Raw genomic sequence first — 20500 nt, 5'->3', positions numbered from 1 at the left:
GAAGCCCGCCCCGATCGGAGCCCTGGCCGTGCAGAAAGTGCGTGGATGATCGCCAAAGTGGCAGCACTGCCCGTCCATCGGGCAGTGTGCGTGGCGAAAGGGCGGCGCCGGCCTCAGCCGGCGATCATCTCGGCCTGCTTCACGATCACCTGCGCCTGGCGGATCGAGGCGAGGTCGATGAGCCGGCCCTTGTAGACCGCGGCGCCCTGGCCCTTCTCCTCGGCTTCCTTCATGGCGGCGAGGATGGCGCGGGCCTCGCCGACCTGCGCCTCCGAGGGGGTGAAGACCGAGTTCGCCAGCGCCACCTGCTTCGGATGGATCGCCCACTTGCCGACCATGCCCATGGTGGCCGAGCGCCGCGCCTGCGCGAGGAAGCCCTCGTCGTCGGAAAAGTCGCCGAACGGGCCGTCCACCGGCAGGATCCCGGCGGAGCGGCACGCCGCGACGATCGCCGCGGTGACGCCGTGCCACGGGTCGCCGTAGACCGGGCCGCGCGGGCCGGCGAAGTCGGTCGGCGGCAGCATGTAGTAGTTTTCCTGCGTGCCGCCGATTCCGGTGGTCTGCATCCCCATCGACGCGGCGAAGTCGGCGGCGCCGAGGCTCATCGCCTGCATCCGCGGGCTCGAGGTGGCGATCTCGGCGACGTTGCGGAAGCCGAGGGCGGTCTCGATGATGACCTCGAACCCGACCTTCTTCCTGCGGCCCTTTGCCGTCTCGATGGCGGAGGCGAGCGCGTCGACGGCGTAGATGTCCTTGGCGTTGCCGGCCTTCGGGATCATGAACAGGTCGATCCGCTCGCCGGCCTGCTCGAGGATGTCGACGACGTCGCGATACCAGAACTCGGTGTCGAGGCCGTTGATCCGCACCGACAGGGTCTTGTTGCCCCAGTCGATCTCATTGATCGCCCTGATGATGTTCGCCCGCGCCGCCGGCTTGTCGGCGGGCGAGACCGAGTCCTCGAGATCGAGGTTGATGACGTCGGCCTCGGACGCCGCCATCTTCTCGAACAGCGCGGGCCGGGAGCCCGGGCCGAACAACTGGCAACGGTTGGGACGGGCGGGCGCGGTCGGCGGGACAGTGAAGCTCATCGGCGCTCCGAAAAATGGCTGGATCGGGAAGGTTGATAGATGCCCGGCGAGGGGGCGTCAACGAAAGGATGTTGCGCGGCAGAATTTCTACTGCACCTGCGTCGAGACCGCAGTGCTTTGGCGGAGGGCTCTGAGCAGTCGACAGGCAACACGACTCTGGAGAAGCAACCCTCAGCGCCCCACGGGTCGAAACGCTGACGCCAGACGGATTTGTCCGTCGACAAATCCGTCCGCACCTGCCCCGTCGTGCCGCAGGCACGCCTCCGGCGTGACGGGGGGCAGGCGCGTTGCCGCGCCAGCCGGGGCAGCCACGGACGGATTGGCGCCCTTCCGCAGAAATCTCCACCCCTGACGGCTTCCGCGTGGTTTCACAGCGCCTCGACCACGCGCGGGCGTCCACGACGCCGGTGCACTCACAGACCCAGCGTCTCGATCATCCGCGCCGCCTCGGCCGAGCACGGCGGCAGCGTGGTGTTGTCCTCGCCCGGATAGAAGCGCCCGCGCAGCGCGGTCGGCATCGGGTTCGGGTGGAACAGCTCGACCTTCGGGCCGAGCCGCACCGTCTCGGCGGCCCAGGACCGGACCAGCGCCTCGGCGGCGGCCTTGGTCGCGCCGTAGGCGCCGTAGAACGGCTGGCCGGCACGGGAATCGGCGGCGTAGACGAAGCGCCCGCCCGGTCGCGCGAGGAGCAGCGGCGCCATCATCACGATCAGCCGCTCCGTGCCCTTGAAGTTCACCTCGACGCTCGAGTCGAAATCCTTGTCCGCCATGTGCGGCGCGGGCGCGAGCGGCGCGGCGTGGGCGGCGCAGTGGACGACGAGCGACAGATGCCCCCACCGCTCGTGCAGCGCGAAGCCGAGGCGCTGCAGGCCGGCGGTGTCGCTGAGCGACACCGGCACGAGGGTCGGCGTCGGCCCGCCGGCGCCTTCGATCGCGTCGGCGAGCGACTCGAGACCGCCGACGGTGCGGGCGAGCGCGACCACATGGTCGCCGCGCGCCCCGAGCGCCGACGCGACGGCGTAGCCGAGGCCCCGGCTCGCGCCGGTGACGAGGACGAGACGCGGCTCCGGGGCGACGGGATCGCTCACGCGGGAACCTTGAGCTTGAAGCCCTGCTCGATCCGGTCGGACGGCCGCACCGGATAGTCGCCGGAGAAACAGGCGTCGCAGAACTGCGGCTGTGCCGGGTCGCGGCCGTCCGGCTGCTCGCAGGCGCGATAGAGACCGTCGAGCGAGACGAACTTCAGGCTGTCGACGCCGACGAACGCGCGCATCTCCTCCTCGCTCATGTTGGCGGCGAGGAGCTTCGAGCGGTCGGGGGTGTCGACGCCGTAGAAGCACGGCCACATCGTCGGCGGCGAGGCGATGCGGAAATGCACCTCCGCCGCGCCCGCGTCCTCGAGCATCTCGCGGATCTTGCGGCTGGTGGTGCCGCGCACCACCGAATCGTCGACGAGGATCACCCGCTTGCCGGCGATGAGCGCGCGGTTGACGTTGAGCTTCAGCCGCACGCCCATGTTGCGGATCTGCTCGGTCGGCTCGATGAAGGTGCGGCCCATGTACTGGTTGCGGATGATCCCCATCGCATAGGGAATGCCCGACTCCTGGCTGTAGCCGATCGCGGCCGGGGTGCCTGAATCCGGCACCGGGCAGACGAGATCGGCCTCGACCGGCGCCTCGCGGGCCAGCTCGACGCCGATGCGCCGGCGGGTCTCGTAGACCGACTGGCCGCCGATCACGCTGTCGGGACGCGAGAAATACACCTTCTCGAAGATGCAGAACCGTGGCGCCGTGCGACGGAACGGGAAGACGCTCTCGATGCCCTCCGGCGAACAGATGACCATCTCGCCCGGCTCGACCTCGCGGATGAACTCCGCGCCGATGATGTCGAAGGCGCAGGTCTCGGAGGACAGCACCCAGGCGCCGTTCAGCTCCGGCCCGAGCCGGCCCAGCATCAGCGGCCGCACGCCGAGCGGGTCGCGCACGCCGATGAGCTTCGAGCGGGTCATCGAGACGATGGAGAAGGCCCCCTCGACCAGCCGCAGCGCATCCTTGATCCGCTCGGGGATGGTCTTCTGCATCGAGCGCGCCATCAGATGGATGATGCACTCGGTGTCAGAGCCCGACTGGAAGATCGAGCCGCGGCCGATCAGCTCCTCGCGCAGCGCGTTGGCGTTCGTCAGGTTGCCGTTGTGGGCGATGGCGGCGCCGCCCATGGCGAACTCGGCAAAGAGCGGCTGCACGTCGCGAATCTGGGTCGCGCCCTTCGAGCCGGCCGTCGAGTAGCGGACATGCCCGATGGCGAGATCCCCGGGCAGGGTCTCCATCAGCGAGGCGGAGGTGAAGTTGTCGCGGACGTAGCCGAAGCGGCGCTCGGACGAGAAGCCGAGCTTTGCGTCGTAGGCGACGATGCCCGCGGCCTCCTGGCCGCGATGCTGGAGGGCGTGCAGGCCGAGCGCGACGAAGTTCGACGCCTCCTGGACGCCGATGACTCCGAACACGCCGCACTCCTCGCGCAGCTTGTCGTCGTCATTGGGGAAGACGGGCAGGGACATGGTGCGGCGATCCGGGGAGGACGGGTTCGGCCGCTATATAGGACGCAACCGCAACATTGTCACGCGGCCGTCACCGTGCCGCGACGGGGAGCGAACGCTTCAGCTGCAGCTGCGCATCAGCGCGGCGTAGCGGGCCGCGATCCACTGCGGCGTGTCGGCGGGAAGCATGGCGGCGATGCGCGCCTCGAGCCCGGAAAACACCGCGACAGAGTGACTGTTGTCGACCTGTGGCATGCCGCCGGCCCCGAACACCCGGTCGTAGACCACGAGCGCGATCACCACGAGCAGCACGCCGCGCACCACGCCGAACAGGAAGCCGAGGCCCTGGTCGACCGGGCCGAGCGCGGAATTCTGCACGGCCCCGGCGATGAACGGCGTGATGAGCGAGATGATGATGAGCGCGATCACGAACACGACGGCAAAGCCCGCGAGGATGCCCAGCTCGCAGCTGGTGCCGAGCACGTCCCGGATCACCGGCACCTCGCGGATCAGCGGCTCCATGGTCGGGGCGAAGGCGAAGCCGGCGACGGCCGCAAGGATCCAGCCGACGATCGAGAGCGATTCGCGTACCAGTCCGCGCGCATAGGCGAGAATCGCGGAAATGACGATCACGGCGAGGACGATGCCGTCGACGAGGGTAAAGCTCTGCATGCGGGTGGCTGTCCTAGCGGTCGATCGGGCCGAAGCACTTGTCCATGAAAGCGTTGAGATCCGCAACCGGGTCGATGGCGATGCCGGGGGATGCGGGCAGAGCGGTGCGGGCGGGCACGAGGGCGGAGGCAAAGCCGAGCTTCGCCGCCTCGCGCAGCCGCGCCTCGGCCTGCGGCGCCGGGCGCAGGGCGCCGGAGAGCGAGACCTCGCCGAAGATCACCGCATCCCGTGGCAGCGCGATGTCCTGCCGGGCGGAAACGAGGGCGGCGGCGACGGCGAGATCGGCCGCGGGCTCGGAGACGCGCAGGCCGCCCGCGACGTTGAGGTAGACGTCCGACGGGCCGAAGCCGATGCCGCAGCGTGATTCGAGAACGGCGAGCACCATGGACAGGCGGCCGCCGTCCCAGCCCACCACTGCGCGGCGGGCGGTGCCGAGCGGCGACGGCGCAACGAGCGCCTGGATCTCGACCAGCACCGGCCGGGTGCCCTCGATCCCCGCGAAGACGGCGGAGCCGGGCGCGGCGCTCTCGCGCTCGGAGAGGAACAGGGCCGAAGGGTTCGAGACCTCGGCGAGGCCGGCGCCCGTCATCTCGAAGACGCCGATCTCGTCGGCAGGGCCGAAGCGGTTCTTCACCGCCCGCAGGATGCGGAAGTGGTGGCCCCGCTCGCCCTCGAAGTAGAGCACGGTGTCGACCATGTGCTCGACGACGCGGGGGCCGGCGATCTGGCCCTCCTTGGTGACGTGGCCGACGAGGACGACGGCGATGCCGCGGCGCTTGGCGAAGGTGACGAGTTCGTGGACCACGGCGCGCACCTGCGCGACGGAGCCGGGCGCGCTGTCGACGTGGTCGGCCCACATGGTCTGGATCGAGTCGATGATGGCGAGGCCCGGGCGCTCGGCCTCGAGCGTCGTCAGGATGTCGCGGAGGTTGGTCTCGGCGGCGACGCGCACAGGCGCGTCCGCGAGCCCGAGCCGGGCGGCGCGCATGCGGATCTGCCCTGTCGCCTCCTCGCCGGAGACGTAGATCGCGGGCGCCTGCCGGCCAAAGGCCGCGGCGGCCTGCAGCAGCAGGGTCGACTTGCCGATGCCGGGATCGCCGCCGACCAGCGTGGCCGACGCGGGCACGAGGCCGCCGCCGAGCACCCGGTCCAGCTCGCCGATGCCCGAGAGCGCGCGGGGCAGCGGCGGCTCCGTCGTGGCGAGGTCGCCGAGCGCGAGCTTGCGGCCACGGGAGGGCCCGAGCGACTTCGCCCCGGGGCCGTCGGTGAGGCCCGCCTCCTCCGAGATGGTGTTCCACGCGCCGCAGGCGTCACAGCGGCCCGACCATTTGGCGCTGGCGGCGCCGCAGGCGGCGCAGACGAAGGTGGGACGGCGGGTCATCTGGTTGCCCCCTGTATCATTTCATGATACAGTTCGCAGCGATGATCCGCAGCATGAAGGGCAAGCTGGCGCGGGACGCCGTGGAAGGCCGCTTCGGCAAGCGGTTCCCCGGCGATCTGGTCAAGCGGGCACGTTTGCTGCTGTCGGTGCTTCGGGCGGCGACATCGCTGCAGGATCTCCGGTCGCCTCCCGGCAATCGGCTGGAAGCGTTGACCGGCGATCGGGCGGGGCAGCACTCGGTACGGATCAACGACCAGTGGCGCGTGTGTTTCGTCTGGAGCGACAGCGGCCCGGAGAACGTCGAAATCGTGGACTATCATGGCTGAAGGAGACTTGCCCTTGATCGCGATGCTGGATCCCGCTCATCCGGGCGAGGTGCTGGAAGAGCTGTTTCTCGTCCCCCTCGGGCTGAGTGCCGGCGCGCTGGCCCGTCGTCTCGACGTGCCGCGGACGCGGATCGAGCGGCTTGTGCGGCGCCAGACATCAATGACCGCGGACACGGCCCTGCGCCTCGCGGCGTTCTTCGGCAACAGCCCGCAATTCTGGCTGAACCTGCAGGATGCGCACGACCTGCACGCGGCGAAAGGGCACGTAGACCTGTCAGGTATCCGACCCCTCGACGCAGCCTGAGCACTGTCCTCACCGGATCGACGCGATCGGCCCCGTCGCCCGGCCGTGGATGAACTGGTCGAGGTACGGGTCGGTCGCGGTGTCCATCTCGTCGATGTGGCCGAACCAGCGGACCTTGCCGCCGTGCAGCATCGCCACGTGGTCGGCCACCGTGCGCACCGTGGTCATGTCGTGGGTGATCGTCACCGCCGTCGCGCCCATCTCGGTCACCAGCTCGCGGATCAGGTCGTTGATGACGCCGGCCATGATCGGATCGAGCCCGGCGGTCGGCTCGTCGAAGAAGATGATCCGCGGGTCGGTCGCGATGGCGCGGGCGAGGCCGACGCGCTTCTGCATGCCGCCCGACAGCTCCGCCGGGTAGAGATCGGCGGTCTCGGGCCCGAGGCCCACGCGGCGCAGCTTTTCGATCGCCCGGTCGCGCGCTTCCTTGCGCGGCATCGGCGTCCGGGCGTGGCGCAGGCGGAAGGCGACGTTCTGCCAGACCGACAGGCTGTCGAACAGCGCGCCGCCCTGGAACAGCATGCCGAACTGCTTCAGGAACACGCGCCGGTCGCCGGCATCGTCGGGCGCGCCGTCGAGCAGGATCCGCCCGCCGTCGCGCCGGATGATCCCGAGGATGCACTTCAGCGTTACCGACTTGCCGGTGCCCGAGCCGCCGATGATGACGAGGCTCTCGCCCGGCATCACCTTGAAGCTCACCCCATCGAGCACCCGGTTCCGTCCGAAGCGCTTCTTTACATCGATCAGCTCGATGCGCGGCACGCCCGGGGTCGAGGTGTCGGGCGCGGCGATGTCGTCGGCGGCCGCCATCAGAAGAACGCCTCGGTCAGCAGGTAGTTGGTGGCGAGGATCAGGATCGAGGCCGAGACGACCGCATTGGTGGTGGCCGAGCCGACGCCCTGCGCGCCGCGGCCCGAGTGATAACCGTGGTAGCAGCCCATCAGCGTCAGGACGAAGCCGAAGGCGCAGGCCTTGACGAGGCTCGAGGCGATGTCGGTGGCGGTCAGGAAGTCGAGGGTGTTCTTGATGTACGCGCCGGAATTGAAGCCGAGCCGCGTGGTGCCGATCAGGTAGCCGCCGAAGATGCCGATGACGTCGCCCACCGCGACGAGGGCGGGCACGGCAAGGATGCCGGCCAGCACGCGCGGCAGCACGAGGTACTTCATCGGATCGGTCGAAAGCGTGGTCAGCGCGTCGATCTGCTCGGTGACACGCATCGTGCCGATCTCGGCGGCGATCGAGGACGAGACCCGTCCTGCGACCATCAGGCCGCCCAGCACCGGGCCAAGCTCGCGGACGATGCCGATCGCCACGATCGAGGGCACCACCGTGCCGGCGTTGAACCGCGCGCCGCCGGCCCAGATCTGCAGCGCGAGCGCCGCGCCGGTGAAGAGCGCGGTCATGCCGACGACGGGCAGCGAGAAATAGCCGACCGCGAGCAGCTGCCGCCCCAGCTCCACCGGATAGTACGGCGGGCGGACGACCTGCGACAGCGTGTTGCCGGCGAAAAGCGCCAGCCGCCCGGTGGCGGCGAGCAGCTGCAGCGTCGAGCGTCCGATCGAGGCGAGGAAGGCCACGACGAGCCTGAGGAGGATCATGCGGTCTCCGGTCGTTGCGAGCCGCCCTTGTAGACGCGTTCGTACCGGGGGCCAAGGCCGGTCAGGATCTCGTAGCCGATGGTGCCGGCGGCGCGCGCGAGGTCGTCGACGCCCTGACGGGGCCCGAGGACGTCGAGCATCGGCGGCACCCGGTCGAGCCCGGTCACGTCGACGGTGACGAGATCCATCGAGACGCGGCCGACCACCGGACAGCGCACGTCGCCGGCAAGGAGGTCGAAGCCGCCATCGCCCAGCGCGCGCAGCAGGCCGTCGGCATAGCCGGCGGCGACGGTGGCGACGCGGGCGGGCTCGGCGGCGGTCCACGTGGCGCCATAGCCGACCGCCTCGCCCGCCGCGACGTCGCGGACCTGCACCACCGGCAGGGAGAGCGCGACGACCGGCTCGGCGGCGGCGAACGGCATCCCGCCGTAGAGCCCGACGCCCGGGCGGACCAGACCGAAGTGGTGGCCCGCCCCGAGCAGGATGCCGCCGGTGGCGGCAAGGCTGAGCCGCACCCCGGGCAGGCGCGCGGCGAAGCCGGTCATTGCCGCGGCCTGGGCGACGTTCAGCGGGTGGTCGGGCTCGTCGGCGCAGGCGAGGTGGCTGATGGCGAGGACCGGCGCGAGACGCGCCACGTCGGGGAGAAGCGCCTCGAGCTCGGCCGGCTCGAGCCCGAGGCGGTTCATGCCGGTGTCGAGCTGCAACGCACAGGGCCGGCCGGGCAGCGCGCGCAGGAAATCGGCCGCCTGCCCGGGGCTGTTGAGGCAGGGCACCAGAATCCGCCGCGCGGAACAGCGCCGCCTCGCCCGGCATCAGGCCGGCAAAGACGAAGATCGCCGGCCCGGGCCCGAGGGCCGCGCGCAGCGCCACGCCCTCCTCGGCCAGCGCCACGAAGAAGCTGCGCGCCCCGGCCGCCGCCAGCGCCGGGGCAACGGCGGCGGCGCCGAGGCCGTAGGCGTCGGCCTTCACCACCGCGGCCGTCTCGACCTCCGGGGCGGACAGCGCGTCGAGCGCGCGCCAGTTGCGGACGACGGCATCGAGATCGACGGTCAGGCGGGCGCGGGCGATGGCAAGACCTCCTCAGGCTCACGGGACGGCCCGCTCGGTGCGCGCCGCAGCAGCGGCAGCGGGCCGTATCGCGCCGCCGTGGTCAAGCCCTTCCGCGGGTTTCCACCCCGGGCCGTCCGGCCTATGGTGCGGCGCAATCAGCGCCGGAGAGCAGCCATGAGCGAGACAGTCGAGGAGACCTCCGGCGCGGCGGCCACAGCGGACGCCGTTCATGAGGACGGCCTGAACCGCGAGGTGGTGGAGCGGGTGCTGGCCGCGGTCGAGGCGGACGATCACGACGCCCTCGTGGCGATCCTCGACGCGCTGCACCCCGCCGACATCGCCGACCTGCTGGAGCAGGTGAGCCGGGGCGAGCGCCGCGCGCTCATCACCCTCTGGGGCGTCCAGCTCGACGGCGCGGTGCTCTCGGAACTCGAGGAGGGCGTGCGCGACGAGATCGTCGCCGAGCTGCCCGACCATGTGCTCGCCCAGGCGGTGCAGGAACTCGAGACCGACGATGTCGTCTATCTCGCCGAGGACATGGACGAGCCGCAGCAGGAGCGCATCCTGCGCTTCCTCGACGACATCGACCGGGCGGCGGTCGAGCAGTCGCTGAAGTACGACGACTATTCCGCCGGCCGCCTGATGCAGCGCGAGGTGGTCGTGGCGCCCGAGCACTGGTCGGTCGGCAACGCCATCGACTTTCTGCGCAACGAGGAGTGGCTGCCCGAGAGCTTCTACGACCTCATCGTCGTCTCGCCGCAGATGCACCCGATCGGCACCATCTCGCTCGGCCGGCTGATGGGCTCGGCGCGCAAGACGCGGCTCAAGGAGCTGATGGCCGAGGACTTCCGCAGCTTCCGGGTCGACCAGAGCCAGGAAGACGTGGCCTATGCCTTCAACAAGTACCACCTGATCTCCGCGCCGGTGGTCGACGGCGACGGGCGGCTCGCCGGGGTCATCACCATCGACGATGCCATGGAGGCGCTGGAGGAGGAGACCGAGGAGGATCTGCGGCTCCTCGCCGGCGTCGGCGACGAGGAGCTGTCGGACGGCGTGGTCGAGATCGCGCGCGGCCGGTTCCTCTGGCTCGCGGTCAACCTGCTGACGGCGATCATGGCGGCGGCGATCATCGGCATCTTCAGCGACACGATCGAGCTGCACGTGGCGCTGGCGGCGCTGAGCCCGATCGTGGCCTCGATGGGCGGCAACGCCGGCACCCAGACCCTGACCGTGGCGGTGCGCGCGCTCGCCACCCGCAAGCTCACCGCGTCGAACATGGCTCGCGTGATCGGCCGCGAGGGGGTGGTGGGGCTCTTGAACGGCATCGGCTTCGCGGCGCTGATGGGGGTGCTGAGCGCGCTCTATTTCTCGGACCAGACCATCGGCCTCGTCATCGCGCTGGCGATCACCGGCAACATGGTGGTCGCCGGCCTCTCCGGCGTGCTGATCCCCGTGGGGCTCGACCGGCTCGGCGTCGACCCCGCGCTCGCCTCCGGCACGTTCGTGACGACGATGACCGACATGTTCGGCTTCTTCGCCTTCCTCGGCCTCGCGACGCTGATGCTGAGCTGACGGCCCGCCGACGCGCACCGCCCGACCGGGGGCGCCGCCGCAGGGCCCCCGAGAGAGGGTCAGGCGGCCTTGAAGTGCTTCGAGAGCTTCAGCCCCTGGCCCTGATAGTTCGAGCCGAGCGCGCCGCCGTAGAGCACGTCCGGGCGCTCGACCATGCGCTCGTAGACGAGCCGGCCCACCACCTGTCCGTGGTCGAGGGCGAACGGCGCCTCGTGGCAGCGCACCTCGAGCACCCCGCGCGAGCCCGCCCCCCCTGCCCCCGCATGGCCGAAGCCGGGGTCGAAGAATCCGGCGTAGTGCACGCGGAACTCGCCCACCATCGCCACGTAGGGCGCCATCTCGGCGGCATAGTCCGGCGGCACATGCACCGCCTCGCGGCTGACGAGGATATAGAAGGCGCCGGGATCGAGGATGATCCGCCGGTCGCGGGCAATCACCGGCTCCCAGAAATCGAGCGGTGCATAGTGGTCCAGCCGGTCGAGGTCGATCAGCCCGGTGTGCGGCTTGGCCCGCCAGCCCACGTGCCCCCCCGGCAGGTCGAGGTCCACCGAGAAGGCCAGTCCGCCGGAAATGTGCGCCTCGCCCCCCACCAGCCGCTCGCGCTCGTGCAGCGCCGCGAGCGACGGGTCGTCGAGCGTGGCCGTGCCGCGGCTGAAGCGGATCTGGTTCAGCCGCATTCCCGGGCGCACCAGCACCGAGAACGACCGGGGCGAGATCTCGGCATAGAGCGGCCCGGCGTAGCCTGCGGCCACCCTGTCGAACTCCGTCGCCCGGTCGGTGATGAGGCGGGTGAACAGGTCGAGCCGCCCGGTCGAGCTCTTGGCGTTGGCGACGGCGGAAACGTCGTCGGGCAGCGCCAGCGCCTCCATGAGCGGCACGAGGTAGACGCAGCCCTTCTCCAGCACCGCACCATCGCCGAGATCGAAGCTCATCATCTCGAAGTCGGCGAGGCGCTCGGCCACGCTGGCCGTCCCGGGCAGGAACGAGGCCCGCACGCGGCAGGCGCGCCAGCCGAGGCGCAGGTCGAGGCTCGCGGGCTGCACCTGTCCGGCCACCGGCGGGACGGCGCAGGTGATCTCGCCGGCCTCGAGCATCGCGGAGATGCCCTGAGCCGGGATCACGCCAGCCCGCTTTGCGGAGGCGGAACGGGGGATAGTGGTCGGGCTAGCGAGATTCGAACTCACGACCTTTCGACCCCCAGTCGAACGCGCTACCAGACTGCGCTATAGCCCGACGGCGCCCGCTTTAGCGGCGGCCGAAGTCGAGGGCAAGCGGAAAGCGGCGCGGCCCGGGCTCAGGGGCCGGCCGCCCCGATCACCGCCCCTCGGTCATCACCGCGCGCAGCGCCTCGAGCCGGCCGATCAGCCCGCGCAGCGTGTTCGTGTCGGCCGCCGGACCGGCGGCTGCCGTGTTGAAGAGGTCGGCCTGCCCGCCGCCGACGCCCGCACCACCCACCGCCGCAGGCACCTCGCGCCCCGGGTGAGAGACCGGCTCCGGCGCGGTGCCGGACGCCGCATCGGCGGCGCCGGGCAAATCGTCGACGGGCAAATCATCGACGGGCCCACCATCGCCGCGCCCGTCATCGGTCGCGGCATCCTGAATGTCGCCGTCGTACCCGTCCATGTCGAAGTCCTCCAGCACGGTCGCTGCGGCGTCGCGACGAACCGGCGGCGCATCGTCGGCGTCCCCCACCGTCCCCAGACCGATCACATGCCGCACGCCGCGCTCGCGCAGGATCTTCTGCACGCCCTTGATCGTCATCCCGTCGTCGTAGAGCAGGCCGCGGATGCCGCGCAGCAGCCGCACGTCCTCCGGCCGGTAGTAGCGCCGGCCGCCACCGCGCTTCACCGGCTTCACCTGCGCGAAGCGGGTTTCCCAGAACCGCAGCACATGCGGCGGCACGTCGAGGCTCTCGGCGACCTCGCTGATGGTGCGGAAGGCTTCCGGAGACTTGAGCATTTGCGGCGCGGTCTCCCCGGGTTAGTGCTTGTTCCCCATGTCGACCCGCTCCTTCATGATGTGCGAGGGGCGGAACGTCAGCACCCGGCGCGGCTCGATCGGCACCTCCTCGCCGGTCTTGGGATTTCGGCCGACACGGGCGGACTTGGACCGCACGCTGAACGTGCCGAACGAGGAGATCTTCACCGTCTCGCCACGGGCCAGCGCGTCGGACATCTGATCGAGGACCATCTCCACCAGCTCGGCGGACTCGTTCCGAGACAGGCCGACGGCGCGGAACACCGCCTCGCTCAACTCCATGCGCGTCAGAGTCTTCTCGCTCATCGGCCCCCTCCCACTGTCCCTATTTGGGCAACCCTAGGAGATATTTGGCAACGGAGTCAATGAGAACGGCCGAGGAGAAGCGACGGAGGATCCGCCTACCAGCGCACGACCGCCGCACCCCACGCGAGCCCGCCGCCAATCGCCTCCATAAGCAGCAGATCGCCGGGCAGGATCTTGCCCTCCGCATGGGCCACCGAGAGCGCCAGCGGGATGGAGGCGGCCGAGGTGTTTCCGTGGTCCTGCACGGTGACGACCACATGGTCGAGCGGCACGCCGAGCTTGTGGGCGGTCATCGTCATGATCCGCAGGTTGGCCTGATGCGGCACCAGCCAGTCCACATCCGACTTCGCGAGCCCGGCGGCGGCGAGCGCGGCCGCGCCGGTCTCGGCCAGCTTGACGACGGCGTGCTTGAACACCTCCTGCCCGGCCATCTTCACGACGCCGGTGGTGCCCGTGGTCGACGGGCCGCCGTCGACATAGAGCAGGTCGCCGAAGCGGCCGTCCGAATGCAGGTCGGTGGAGAGGATGCCGCGGTCCTCGGGACCGCCACTGCCCTCGCCCGCCTCGAGGATCAGCGCGCCGGCGCCGTCGCCGAACAGCACGCAGGTGCTGCGGTCGGTGAAGTCGAGGATGCGCGAGAACGTCTCGGCACCGATCACCATCACCCGCCGGGCCGATCCGGCGAGGATCAGCGCGTTGGCCTGAGCCAGCGCGAAGACGAAGCCGGCGCAGACCGCCTGCATGTCGAACGCGAAACCGCCGCGCATGCCGATCGCGGTCTGCACCTTGGCCGCGGTCGCGGGAAACGTCTGGTCGGGGGTGGCGGTCGCGACGATGAGCGCGTCGAGGTCGGCGCCGGTCAGGCCGGCGTCAGCCAGCGCGGCGCGGGCGGCGGCGATGGCAAGGTCGGAGGTCGCCTCGCCCTCGGCGGCGAAGTGCCGCCGCTCGATGCCGGAGCGCGTGCGGATCCACTCGTCGGAGGTGTCGAGGGTGGCGGCGAATTCGGCGTTCTCGACGACGCGGGCCGGCAGGTAGTGGCCGCACCCGACGGGCACGGCACGCACGACAGTCATGGGGTCACGCCTCCGGGGACGGCCTCGCGGCGGCTCGCCAGAATCCGCCGCCACGCGCGCGGCGAGCCGCTCGGTGAACCCGTGCTCGGCAAGGGTGAACGCGAGCTTGATGGCGGCAGAGACGCCGGTGGCGTCGGCCGAGCCATGCGACTTCACCACGGCGCCGTTCAGGCCAAGGAACACGCCCCCGTTGGCACGACGCGGGTCGATGCGCTTCTGCAGGCGCTTCAGCGAGGTGAGCGCGAACAGCGCGCCGATGCGCGACAGGGACGAATAGGCGAAGGCCTCCTTGAGCAGGCCCTGAATCATCTTGGCGGTGCCCTCGCCGGTCTTCAGCGCGACGTTGCCGGTAAAGCCGTCGGTGACGATCACGTCCACCCGGGCCGATGGCATATCACTGCCCTCGACGTAGCCGATGTAGTCGAAATCACCCGTGGGCGCGATGGCGGCGATGCGCTCGGCCGCCTCGTGCAGCTCGGCGCGGCCCTTGTGCTCCTCGGTGCCGACGTTGAGCAGGCCGACGCGCGGCCGGGTCAGCGACAGGGCGTTGCGGGCGTAGGAGGCGCCCATCACCGCGTAGGTCACGAGATCGTCCGCATCGGCGCGGATGTCGGCGCCGCCGTCGAGCAGGATGTTGTAGCCCGCCGGGTTCAGCGACGGCCAGTTCACCGCGATCGCCGGCCGGTCCACCCCCGGCACCTTGCGGAGCGCGAGCATGGACAGCGCCATCAGCGCGCCGGTGTTGCCGCACGAGATGACCGCCGGCGACTCGCCGTCCTTCACCGCCTGCAGCGCGCTCCACATGCTGGTTCCCGCCGCATTGCGCAGCACCCGCGACGGCTTGTCGTCCATGGCGACCACCGAAGGCGCATGGCGGATCTCGGCGCGCTGCTCCAGCGCGCTGCCCTTGCGAATCGTCCGGCGCAGCTCGGCCTCGTCGCCATGGACGATGTAGCGCAGGCGCGGGTTCTTCTTGAGCGACATGGCCATGCCGATGACCACGCACTCCACCCCGCGGTCGCCGCCCATGGCGTCGATCGACAGAACGATGTCACCGTTCGTGGCCGGGCCGGTGCTGGCTGGCTCGGTGCTCATTCCGTCGCGACCTCACTCGCTGGCGGCTCAGGCGGCCTCGTCGTCGATCTCTTCGACGCGGGCGACAACCTCGCGGCCGTCATAGTGCCCGCAGGCGCCGCAGACGTGGTGCGGGCGGCGCAGCTCGCCGCAGTTCGAGCACTCGTTGGGATTCGCCGCGACCAGATGGTCGTGCGAGCGACGCATGCCGCGCTTCGCGCGCGTGACCTTGCTCTTCGGGACAGCCATTTCTCGACCTCGATCTCTGTCGGGGCCGCGCCCCGATAACCCGTTCCGTCGGCCCGCGGGGTAGCAGATCGGGCGTGGGATGTCACGCCCCGGGCCGCACGTCCGGACGGGAAAACGAGCCGCGGAACATACTCATCGCGCGGGGTTTCGCAAGGGGTCGCGTGCGGGATTCTGCCAGGCGTGGTCAAGTGTCCCCCGGGCCGAGCTTCTCGCGCAGCGCGGCGAGGGCGGCAAAGGGCCTGGGGCGGTCGGCATCGTCGTCGCCGCCCGCCTGAAGCATCGCGCCCGCCTTGCGCGGATAGGCGGGCAGCGCGAGCGCAAGCGCCTCGGTCGCGATCCGGCCAAGGTCGATCCGGTCGCCGAGCGGCTCGACCTCGTCGTCCTCGTCCGGCGAGACGACGATCTCGGGGCCGGTCGCCGCCTGCGGCACGAACGCGCGACGGACCGGCTCGTCGATCCGGGTGGTGACGGGCTCGAGGCTGACGACGCAGGTCTGGACCACGGTGGCGCCGAGCTCGGCCTCGAGCGCCCAGCCGCCCTTCGCGACGGGGACGAGCCGCCCGACGAAGCGCAGCTTGCGCACCGCCTGCGCCCCGAGCAGCCCGGCGAGCGCCACGGCCTCCCGCGGCTCCGGCGAGATGTCGAAGTCGAAGCGCAGCAGATCGCGGATCTGTCGCAACTCGACCACGCGGGCGAATTCGGGATTGTCGGAGGCGTGGGAGATCAGCTCGGGCATCGGCGGTCCTGGCGATCGGGCCCGGGGGCCGCGGCTCCGGCCCAACTTCCTTGAACTTAGACCATGCCCGGAGTAGGGGAGCAAGGGAAAAGCTGGGCACTCCAAGGAGACGGCATGCGCCTCAATTCGCCGCGCTCGATCGGGCTCGCGCTGCTCCTCGCGGGCGCGCTCGCAGCCTGTGCGCCGACGATCCAGATCCACGGCTACGTACCGCCGGAGGCCGACGTGGCACGAATCCGTCCGGGATTCGACGACACCGGCAGCGTGGAGAAGCTGCTCGGGCGGCCGTCCTCCAGCGGCGTCCTGGCGGACAGCGCCTGGTACTACGTGCAGAGCACCGTCGAGAACTACACGTACCACGCGCCGAAGGTGATCGACCGCAAGGTGATCGCGGTCAACTTCGACCAGCGCGGGGTGGTGAAGGACGTGCGCCGCTACGGTCTCGCCGACGGGCGGATCATCGCACTCGATCCCCAGACCACGGCCACCGGCGGCCGCGAGATGGGCGTGCTGGAGCAGCTGTTCGGCAACATCCTGAACCTCGATGCCGAGACGCTGAACAACGCCTCGGGAAACTGAGGCGGCGGCGGGCGCGCGATGATCGACCGCGACCGGCCGAGCGCGCTCCGTCTGTTCTTCGTCTGGCGCGGCTCGGTCGTCGCCCACGTCCTGCCGCAGATCGCGGGCTTTGCGCTCTATGCCGCGGCGATCGTGGCGAGCAGATGGGCCACGCGATTGCCGCGGCGCGCCGCTCCGGGGCGCTCGATCCCATCGGCCACCGCATTCTCGAGGAGCGGCTGGCGGCGCTGACCGCCATCGAAGCCGGCTGCGAGCGGATCGCCGGCACCCCCCTGCCCTTCGCCTATACGCTGCTGCTGCACCGCACGACCTGGCTCGTCTGCCTGCTGCTGCCGCTCGGGCTGGTGGGGACGGCGGGCTGGGCGACGCCGCTCTTCACCGCGCTGATCGCCTATGCCTTCTTCGGGCTCGACCGGCTGTCGGAGGAGCTGGCCGGGCCGTTCGGCACCGAGGCGAACGACCTCGCCCTCGACAGCCTGTGCCGGACCTGCGAGATCTCGGTGCTCGAGGCCCTCGGCGATCCCGTCCCGCCACCGCTGGCGCCGCGCGGATACTATCTGTCCTGACGCGGCCCGCAGGTGCGGTCTGGCGTCAGCGGCAGCGCGAGGCGGCTTCCTCGACGGCGGCGGTGAAGCCGGAGAGCGAGAAACGATCCTCGGTCGTCGTGCCGCGCGAGGAGGTGCCCGAGAGCTTCGCCTCGGAACCGCGCTTCATCGCCGCCACGGCCTTGCTGTCGTCGGAGGGGTCGGTCCACGCCCACTCGCCGCCATCGCCCTTGCCGGGCGCCATCTGGAAGGTATCCGAGCCGACGACGAGCTTCACCGCGGCACTTTCCTTGAAGGGATAGCCGCCGGTAAAGCTCACCTCGTTCGACACCTTCTCGCCCGGGCGGAACGACACGAAGAGCCGGATGTCGCCACGGTCGACATCCGCCGGCTTGCCGTCGCGCTTGGCCGACGATGCGGTCGGCGCCGACACGATGTAGCATTCCTTCGGGCTCGCCGCGACGAACACGCTCCAATTGCCATGTGTCGCCACGCGATCAGCGGACTGTGCCAGTACCGGAGAGGCCGCCATCAGGGCGACCGCGGCGAAGGGCAGCTTCCAGGCTTTAAGGGTCATGCGGACACTGTCTCCTGCTCGTCCTTTGCTCTTTGCGCGCCCGGGTCGGATGGTCGGGGTGCGGTCGAGCTTGTCTTTGTCGCCATGCCACTTTTAGTGTAGCGCGAGAAGTGAGGGATGTTCCAGACCCTTGCCGATGTCTTTCACCGATGTGACCCCTCGTGACGCGTGCCATCCACGACGCCGGGCCGCGGCCCGCCTCGCAGCCAGGGCCGGGCCAGAGCGACGCCGACCTGCTGCGCGCCGTCGCCGGCCGGGACCGGGCCGCCTTCGTGGCGCTGTTCGAGCGTTTCGCCGGGCGGGTGAAGGCGTATGCCATGCGCGCGGGCGTGGGGGCGGCCGATGCCGACGAGATCGCTCAGGACGTGATGGTCTCGGTCTGGCGGCACGCCGCGGATTTCGACCCGGCCCGCGCCGCGGTCTCGACCTGGATCTTCGCCATCGCCCGGAACCGGCGCATCGACCACCATCGCCGCGGGGCGAGGCCGGCGCCGGACCCGGAAGATCCGCTGTTCCAGCCCGACCCCGCGCCCGACGGGCTGGCCGCCCTGACGGCCGCCGAACGGGAGGCGCACCTGCGCCAGGCGCTCGAGGCGCTGCCGCCCGAGCAACGGCGCGTGCTGGTCGCCTCGTTCTGGCGCGGGCTCAGCCATGGCGAGATCGCCGCGGAGGAGGCCCTGCCGCTCGGCACGGTGAAGTCGCGGATCCGGCTCGCCTTCCGCCACCTGCATGCGTTACTCGGGGAAGACCTCGCGGAGGGATTGCACGATGACTGAACCTGCCGCCGCCGGGCCCGCGCTCCTCGCCGAAGTCCTGCGCGGCGACCGGGTCGAATCGCGTCACCGCGGCCATGCCCTCGTCTGTGACGCGCGGGGCGAGGTCGTCGCCGCCTGGGGCAATCCCGACGAGCCGGTGTTTCCGCGCTCGTCCTGCAAGATGCTGCAGGCGCTGCCGCTGGTCGAGAGCGGCGCTGCCGCGGGTCTATCGACCGAGCGGCTGGCGCTCGCCTGCGCCTCGCACTCCGGCGCGGGGATGCACGTGACGCGGGTCGCCGACTGGCTCGGGGCACTCGGGCTCGGCGAGCGCGACCTGCGCTGCGGAAGCCAGGTCCCCGACGACGCCGCCGAGCGGCACCGGCTGCGCGACGCGGGCGAAAGCCCCTGCCAGCTGCACAACAACTGTTCCGGCAAGCACGCCGGATTTCTGATGCTGAACCGCCACCTCGGCGGCGGGCCGGAGTATGTGGAGTTCGACCACCCGGTCCAGCTGGCCGCGCGCAACGCCTTCGAGGAGATGTGCGGCGCGCCGATCCGCGGCTGGGGCGTCGATGGCTGCTCGGCGCCGGCGTTCGAGACCACGCTCCGCGGGCTCGGCACGGCCATGGCGCGGATGGCCGACCCGCGTGGCCTCGGCGCGGCGCGGGGCGAGGCCGCGCGGCGGCTGGTGGCGGCGATGGCCGAGCATCCGCTGCTGGTCGCGGGCGAGGGCCGCGCCTGTTCCGAGCTGATGGCGGCGATGCCGGGCGGCGTGGCGGTCAAGACCGGCGCCGAGGCGGTCTATGTCGCCATCCTGCCCGGGCGCGGCCTCGGGGTGGCGCTGAAGGTCGAGGACGGCGGCACCCGCGGCTCGGAATGCGCCATCGCCGCGCTGCTGGTGCGCCTCGGCGCGCTCGATGCCGGCCATCCGGCGGCGCGCGCCCGCCTCGCCGCGCCGATCCTGAGCCGCCGCGGCGCCGGGATCGGTATGATCCGCCCGGCCGCGGCGTTCTACGAGGCCGGCCGCCGGCTCTGAGCGGCTGGCAGGAAAGTCGGCGGCGGACGGCTGACCGACCCGTCCGCGGTTTCGAGACGGCTCCGAAGACGCGGGGCTTGCCCAGCCTGTCGCGGGCGGCCAATCTCTACGCCCGCCGACCGCACGCGGCCCGGAGACGGCGCGGAGACGGCGCGGAGACCACCCCGGGGCGGGATGTCAAAGAGGGAAGGAAAACCGATGCGAATGCTGGCAGCCTGTCTCGCGCTCGTGGGCGCACTCGCGGCAGGAGCGACGGCGATGGCGGCGACCGACGTGATCCGCGGCAGCGCCACCTATCGCGAGCGCATCGCGCTGCCGCCGGGCACGACGCTGGAGGTCGAGCTGCTCGACGTGTCGAAGGCCGACGCCCCCGCCGTGGTGATCGCGAGCGACTCCCAGCCGGTGCTGCGGCAGGTGCCGATCGCGTTTGCCCTCACCTACGACCCGGCGCTGGTCGACCCGGAGAACAGCTATGCGCTGGCCGCCCGGCTGGTGAACGGTGGCGAGACGATCTTTCGCTCGACCGCGATCACGCCGGTCCTGGCGCAGGGGGCGGACGCGACGCCGGAAATCCTGCTGGTGAAGACCGACGGACAGGCCGCCGGGGCCGGCGCCGGGGCGCCCGGACAGCCGGCCTCCCCCACCCCGGCGGCAGAAACGCCCGCCGACATGGCCGCCGTCGCCGGCACCTGGATCGCCGCCGAGATCAACGGCGCCCCGACCGATCCCAAGGTCGTGTCGTGGCTGAAGCTCTCGGACGAGGGCCGCGCCCAGGGGCAAGGCGGCTGCAACGGCTACAGCGGCACCTTCAAGCTCGAGGACGGCGTGATGAGCGTCGGCCCGCTCGCCTCGACGATGCGGGCCTGCCCGGAGCCGAAGATGTCGCAGGAGCAGCGGTTCTTCACCGCGCTCGAAGCGGCGAAGGGCGCGCTGATCGAGGGCGAGCAGCTCGTCCTCGTCGACCTGAAGGGCGATCCGCTGGTGCGGCTGCACCGGAAGTGACCGCGCCGGCACGGCGGGCGGGATCTTTACCGCCTGCCGCGTCGAGGCTAGAACGCCCACTCCGATC

At 71.0% G+C, this 20500-nt stretch carries 23 protein-coding genes, 1 tRNA gene and 3 pseudogenes; 9 read left to right on the top strand and 18 right to left on the bottom strand.

Annotated features, from left to right (window positions below):
• Positions 1-113: 113 nt before the first annotated feature.
• The 5 genes from QM699_RS02030 to radA form a co-directional block, all read right to left on the bottom strand.
• Positions 114-1088 (bottom strand): HpcH/HpaI aldolase/citrate lyase family protein, encoded by a 975-nt coding sequence (locus QM699_RS02030; protein WP_415009576.1) that lies wholly within the window; start codon positions 1086-1088, stop codon positions 114-116.
• A 413-nt stretch (positions 1089-1501) separates the two neighbouring features.
• Positions 1502-2176: an SDR family NAD(P)-dependent oxidoreductase gene (locus QM699_RS02025; protein ID WP_415009575.1), complete on the bottom strand. Its 675-nt coding sequence runs from the start codon at positions 2174-2176 to the stop codon at positions 1502-1504.
• The gene (purF, locus tag QM699_RS02020; protein WP_415009574.1) at positions 2173-3642 is read right to left on the bottom strand and encodes an amidophosphoribosyltransferase; all 1470 of its coding nucleotides are present in this window, start codon (positions 3640-3642) and stop codon (positions 2173-2175) included. Before purF ends, QM699_RS02025 begins: the two co-directional genes overlap by 4 nt.
• Positions 3643-3741: 99 nt before the next feature.
• Positions 3742-4293 carry a CvpA family protein gene (locus QM699_RS02015; RefSeq protein WP_415009573.1) on the bottom strand — a complete coding sequence of 184 codons (552 nt, stop codon included), beginning with the start codon at positions 4291-4293 and terminating at the stop codon, positions 3742-3744.
• A 13-nt stretch (positions 4294-4306) separates the two neighbouring features.
• Complete coding sequence (gene radA / locus QM699_RS02010; protein ID WP_415009572.1) at positions 4307-5674, bottom strand: DNA repair protein RadA; 1368 nt, start codon at positions 5672-5674, stop codon at positions 4307-4309.
• A 41-nt stretch (positions 5675-5715) separates the two neighbouring features.
• On the opposite strand from radA, the gene QM699_RS02005 reads away from it, so the two are divergent.
• Both QM699_RS02005 and QM699_RS02000 read left to right on the top strand, forming a co-directional pair.
• Positions 5716-6000, top strand: coding sequence for a type II toxin-antitoxin system RelE/ParE family toxin (locus tag QM699_RS02005; RefSeq protein ID WP_415009571.1), 285 nt, complete (start codon positions 5716-5718; stop codon positions 5998-6000).
• A gap of 22 nt (positions 6001-6022) precedes the next feature.
• On the top strand, positions 6023-6304 hold the full coding sequence (locus QM699_RS02000) for a HigA family addiction module antitoxin (protein ID WP_415012672.1): 282 nt from the start codon (positions 6023-6025) through the stop codon (positions 6302-6304).
• 9 nt (positions 6305-6313) lie between these two features.
• On the opposite strand, the gene QM699_RS01995 is transcribed toward QM699_RS02000, so the two are convergent.
• The 4 genes and pseudogenes from QM699_RS01995 to QM699_RS01980 form a co-directional block, all read right to left on the bottom strand.
• Complete coding sequence (locus QM699_RS01995) at positions 6314-7114, bottom strand: ABC transporter ATP-binding protein (RefSeq protein ID WP_415009570.1); 801 nt, start codon at positions 7112-7114, stop codon at positions 6314-6316.
• The gene (locus QM699_RS01990; protein ID WP_415009569.1) at positions 7114-7902 is read right to left on the bottom strand and encodes an MlaE family ABC transporter permease; all 789 of its coding nucleotides are present in this window, start codon (positions 7900-7902) and stop codon (positions 7114-7116) included. The genes QM699_RS01995 and QM699_RS01990 overlap by 1 nt, the downstream gene beginning before the upstream one ends.
• The gene (locus QM699_RS01985) at positions 7899-8675 is read right to left on the bottom strand and encodes an alanine racemase (protein ID WP_415009568.1); all 777 of its coding nucleotides are present in this window, start codon (positions 8673-8675) and stop codon (positions 7899-7901) included. Before QM699_RS01985 ends, QM699_RS01990 begins: the two co-directional genes overlap by 4 nt.
• A 79-nt stretch (positions 8676-8754) precedes the next feature.
• Positions 8755-8904: pseudogene (locus QM699_RS01980) on the bottom strand (alanine racemase); the annotation flags it as partial.
• Positions 8905-9126: 222 nt separating this feature from the next.
• Between QM699_RS01980 and mgtE the strand changes: the two are divergent.
• Positions 9127-10524: a magnesium transporter gene (gene mgtE, locus QM699_RS01975; RefSeq protein WP_415009567.1), complete on the top strand. Its 1398-nt coding sequence runs from the start codon at positions 9127-9129 to the stop codon at positions 10522-10524.
• A gap of 59 nt (positions 10525-10583) precedes the next feature.
• Here mgtE and QM699_RS01970 read toward each other — a convergent pair whose 3' ends face one another.
• The 8 genes and pseudogenes from QM699_RS01970 to QM699_RS01935 all read right to left on the bottom strand — a co-directional run bounded on the left by QM699_RS01970 (position 10584) and on the right by QM699_RS01935 (position 15939).
• Positions 10584-11678, bottom strand: coding sequence for a 2'-deoxycytidine 5'-triphosphate deaminase (locus QM699_RS01970; RefSeq protein ID WP_415012671.1), 1095 nt, complete (start codon positions 11676-11678; stop codon positions 10584-10586).
• A gap of 2 nt (positions 11679-11680) precedes the next feature.
• Positions 11681-11757: transfer RNA gene (locus QM699_RS01965), tRNA-Pro, on the bottom strand.
• 458 nt (positions 11758-12215) lie between these two features.
• Positions 12216-12483: pseudogene (locus QM699_RS01960) on the bottom strand (MerR family transcriptional regulator); the annotation flags it as partial.
• Positions 12484-12504: 21 nt separating this feature from the next.
• A complete protein-coding gene (gene ihfA, locus QM699_RS01955; protein ID WP_415009566.1) occupies positions 12505-12807 on the bottom strand; it encodes an integration host factor subunit alpha in 303 nt (100 codons plus the stop codon).
• A 95-nt stretch (positions 12808-12902) separates the two neighbouring features.
• A complete protein-coding gene (locus QM699_RS01950) occupies positions 12903-13880 on the bottom strand; it encodes a beta-ketoacyl-ACP synthase III (protein ID WP_415012670.1) in 978 nt (325 codons plus the stop codon).
• Between the two features lie 48 nt (positions 13881-13928).
• Positions 13929-14975, bottom strand: a pseudogene (plsX, locus tag QM699_RS01945) (phosphate acyltransferase PlsX); the annotation flags it as partial.
• A gap of 27 nt (positions 14976-15002) precedes the next feature.
• Entirely contained in the window at positions 15003-15203 is a 201-nt protein-coding gene (rpmF, locus tag QM699_RS01940) for a 50S ribosomal protein L32 (RefSeq protein ID WP_415009565.1), read from the bottom strand.
• A gap of 184 nt (positions 15204-15387) precedes the next feature.
• A complete protein-coding gene (locus QM699_RS01935) occupies positions 15388-15939 on the bottom strand; it encodes a YceD family protein (RefSeq protein WP_415009564.1) in 552 nt (183 codons plus the stop codon).
• A gap of 114 nt (positions 15940-16053) precedes the next feature.
• Between QM699_RS01935 and QM699_RS01930 the strand changes: the two genes are divergently transcribed.
• Genes QM699_RS01930 through QM699_RS01920 form a run of 3 tightly spaced genes read left to right on the top strand, consistent with a single transcriptional unit; the run spans position 16054 to position 17084 of the window.
• A complete protein-coding gene (locus QM699_RS01930; RefSeq protein ID WP_415009563.1) occupies positions 16054-16518 on the top strand; it encodes an outer membrane protein assembly factor BamE in 465 nt (154 codons plus the stop codon).
• An 18-nt stretch (positions 16519-16536) separates the two neighbouring features.
• Positions 16537-16749, top strand: coding sequence for a bestrophin family ion channel (locus tag QM699_RS01925; RefSeq protein WP_415009562.1), 213 nt, complete (start codon positions 16537-16539; stop codon positions 16747-16749).
• On the top strand, positions 16662-17084 hold the full coding sequence (locus tag QM699_RS01920; RefSeq protein WP_415009561.1) for a bestrophin family ion channel: 423 nt from the start codon (positions 16662-16664) through the stop codon (positions 17082-17084). The genes QM699_RS01925 and QM699_RS01920 overlap by 88 nt, the downstream gene beginning before the upstream one ends.
• Before the next feature lie 25 nt (positions 17085-17109).
• Here QM699_RS01920 and QM699_RS01915 read toward each other — a convergent pair whose 3' ends face one another.
• Positions 17110-17640, bottom strand: a complete 531-nt coding sequence (locus tag QM699_RS01915; protein ID WP_415009560.1) for an invasion associated locus B family protein — start codon at positions 17638-17640, stop codon at positions 17110-17112.
• Between the two features lie 161 nt (positions 17641-17801).
• On the opposite strand from QM699_RS01915, the gene QM699_RS01910 reads away from it, so the two are divergent.
• The 3 genes from QM699_RS01910 (at position 17802) to QM699_RS01900 (ending at position 20433) form a co-directional block, all read left to right on the top strand.
• Positions 17802-18416, top strand: a complete 615-nt coding sequence (locus QM699_RS01910) for a sigma-70 family RNA polymerase sigma factor (protein ID WP_415009559.1) — start codon at positions 17802-17804, stop codon at positions 18414-18416.
• Entirely contained in the window at positions 18409-19431 is a 1023-nt protein-coding gene (locus QM699_RS01905; protein ID WP_415009558.1) for an asparaginase, read from the top strand. Before QM699_RS01910 ends, QM699_RS01905 begins: the two co-directional genes overlap by 8 nt.
• A 204-nt stretch (positions 19432-19635) precedes the next feature.
• Positions 19636-20433 (top strand): YbaY family lipoprotein, encoded by a 798-nt coding sequence (locus QM699_RS01900; RefSeq protein WP_415009557.1) that lies wholly within the window; start codon positions 19636-19638, stop codon positions 20431-20433.
• Positions 20434-20500: the final 67 nt, after the last annotated feature.

It is taken from the genome of Amaricoccus sp., from assembly GCF_047602525.1.
In the GTDB taxonomy this organism is placed as follows: Bacteria; Pseudomonadota; Alphaproteobacteria; order Rhodobacterales; family Rhodobacteraceae; genus Amaricoccus.
Note: the sequence above shows the minus strand (reverse complement) of the source record. Positions and strands in the feature narration are given on the sequence as shown.

Coding starts and splice junctions, on each gene's coding strand:
- QM699_RS01925 (WP_415009562.1), top strand. CDS start 16,537: ATGATCGACCGCGACCGGCCGAGCGCGCTCCGTCTGTTCTTCGTCTGG.
- QM699_RS01990 (WP_415009569.1), bottom strand. CDS start 7,902: ATGATCCTCCTCAGGCTCGTCGTGGCCTTCCTCGCCTCGATCGGACGC.
- QM699_RS01935 (WP_415009564.1), bottom strand. CDS start 15,939: ATGCCCGAGCTGATCTCCCACGCCTCCGACAATCCCGAATTCGCCCGC.
- QM699_RS01900 (WP_415009557.1), top strand. CDS start 19,636: ATGCTGGCAGCCTGTCTCGCGCTCGTGGGCGCACTCGCGGCAGGAGCG.
- QM699_RS01915 (WP_415009560.1), bottom strand. CDS start 17,640: ATGACCCTTAAAGCCTGGAAGCTGCCCTTCGCCGCGGTCGCCCTGATG.
- QM699_RS01905 (WP_415009558.1), top strand. CDS start 18,409: ATGACTGAACCTGCCGCCGCCGGGCCCGCGCTCCTCGCCGAAGTCCTG.
- ihfA (WP_415009566.1), bottom strand. CDS start 12,807: ATGAGCGAGAAGACTCTGACGCGCATGGAGTTGAGCGAGGCGGTGTTC.
- QM699_RS01995 (WP_415009570.1), bottom strand. CDS start 7,114: ATGGCGGCCGCCGACGACATCGCCGCGCCCGACACCTCGACCCCGGGC.
- purF (WP_415009574.1), bottom strand. CDS start 3,642: ATGTCCCTGCCCGTCTTCCCCAATGACGACGACAAGCTGCGCGAGGAG.
- QM699_RS02005 (WP_415009571.1), top strand. CDS start 5,716: ATGATCCGCAGCATGAAGGGCAAGCTGGCGCGGGACGCCGTGGAAGGC.
- mgtE (WP_415009567.1), top strand. CDS start 9,127: ATGAGCGAGACAGTCGAGGAGACCTCCGGCGCGGCGGCCACAGCGGAC.
- rpmF (WP_415009565.1), bottom strand. CDS start 15,203: ATGGCTGTCCCGAAGAGCAAGGTCACGCGCGCGAAGCGCGGCATGCGT.
- QM699_RS02030 (WP_415009576.1), bottom strand. CDS start 1,088: ATGAGCTTCACTGTCCCGCCGACCGCGCCCGCCCGTCCCAACCGTTGC.
- QM699_RS02015 (WP_415009573.1), bottom strand. CDS start 4,293: ATGCAGAGCTTTACCCTCGTCGACGGCATCGTCCTCGCCGTGATCGTC.
- radA (WP_415009572.1), bottom strand. CDS start 5,674: ATGACCCGCCGTCCCACCTTCGTCTGCGCCGCCTGCGGCGCCGCCAGC.
- QM699_RS02000 (WP_415012672.1), top strand. CDS start 6,023: ATGCTGGATCCCGCTCATCCGGGCGAGGTGCTGGAAGAGCTGTTTCTC.
- QM699_RS01920 (WP_415009561.1), top strand. CDS start 16,662: ATGGGCCACGCGATTGCCGCGGCGCGCCGCTCCGGGGCGCTCGATCCC.
- QM699_RS01930 (WP_415009563.1), top strand. CDS start 16,054: ATGCGCCTCAATTCGCCGCGCTCGATCGGGCTCGCGCTGCTCCTCGCG.
- QM699_RS01950 (WP_415012670.1), bottom strand. CDS start 13,880: ATGACTGTCGTGCGTGCCGTGCCCGTCGGGTGCGGCCACTACCTGCCG.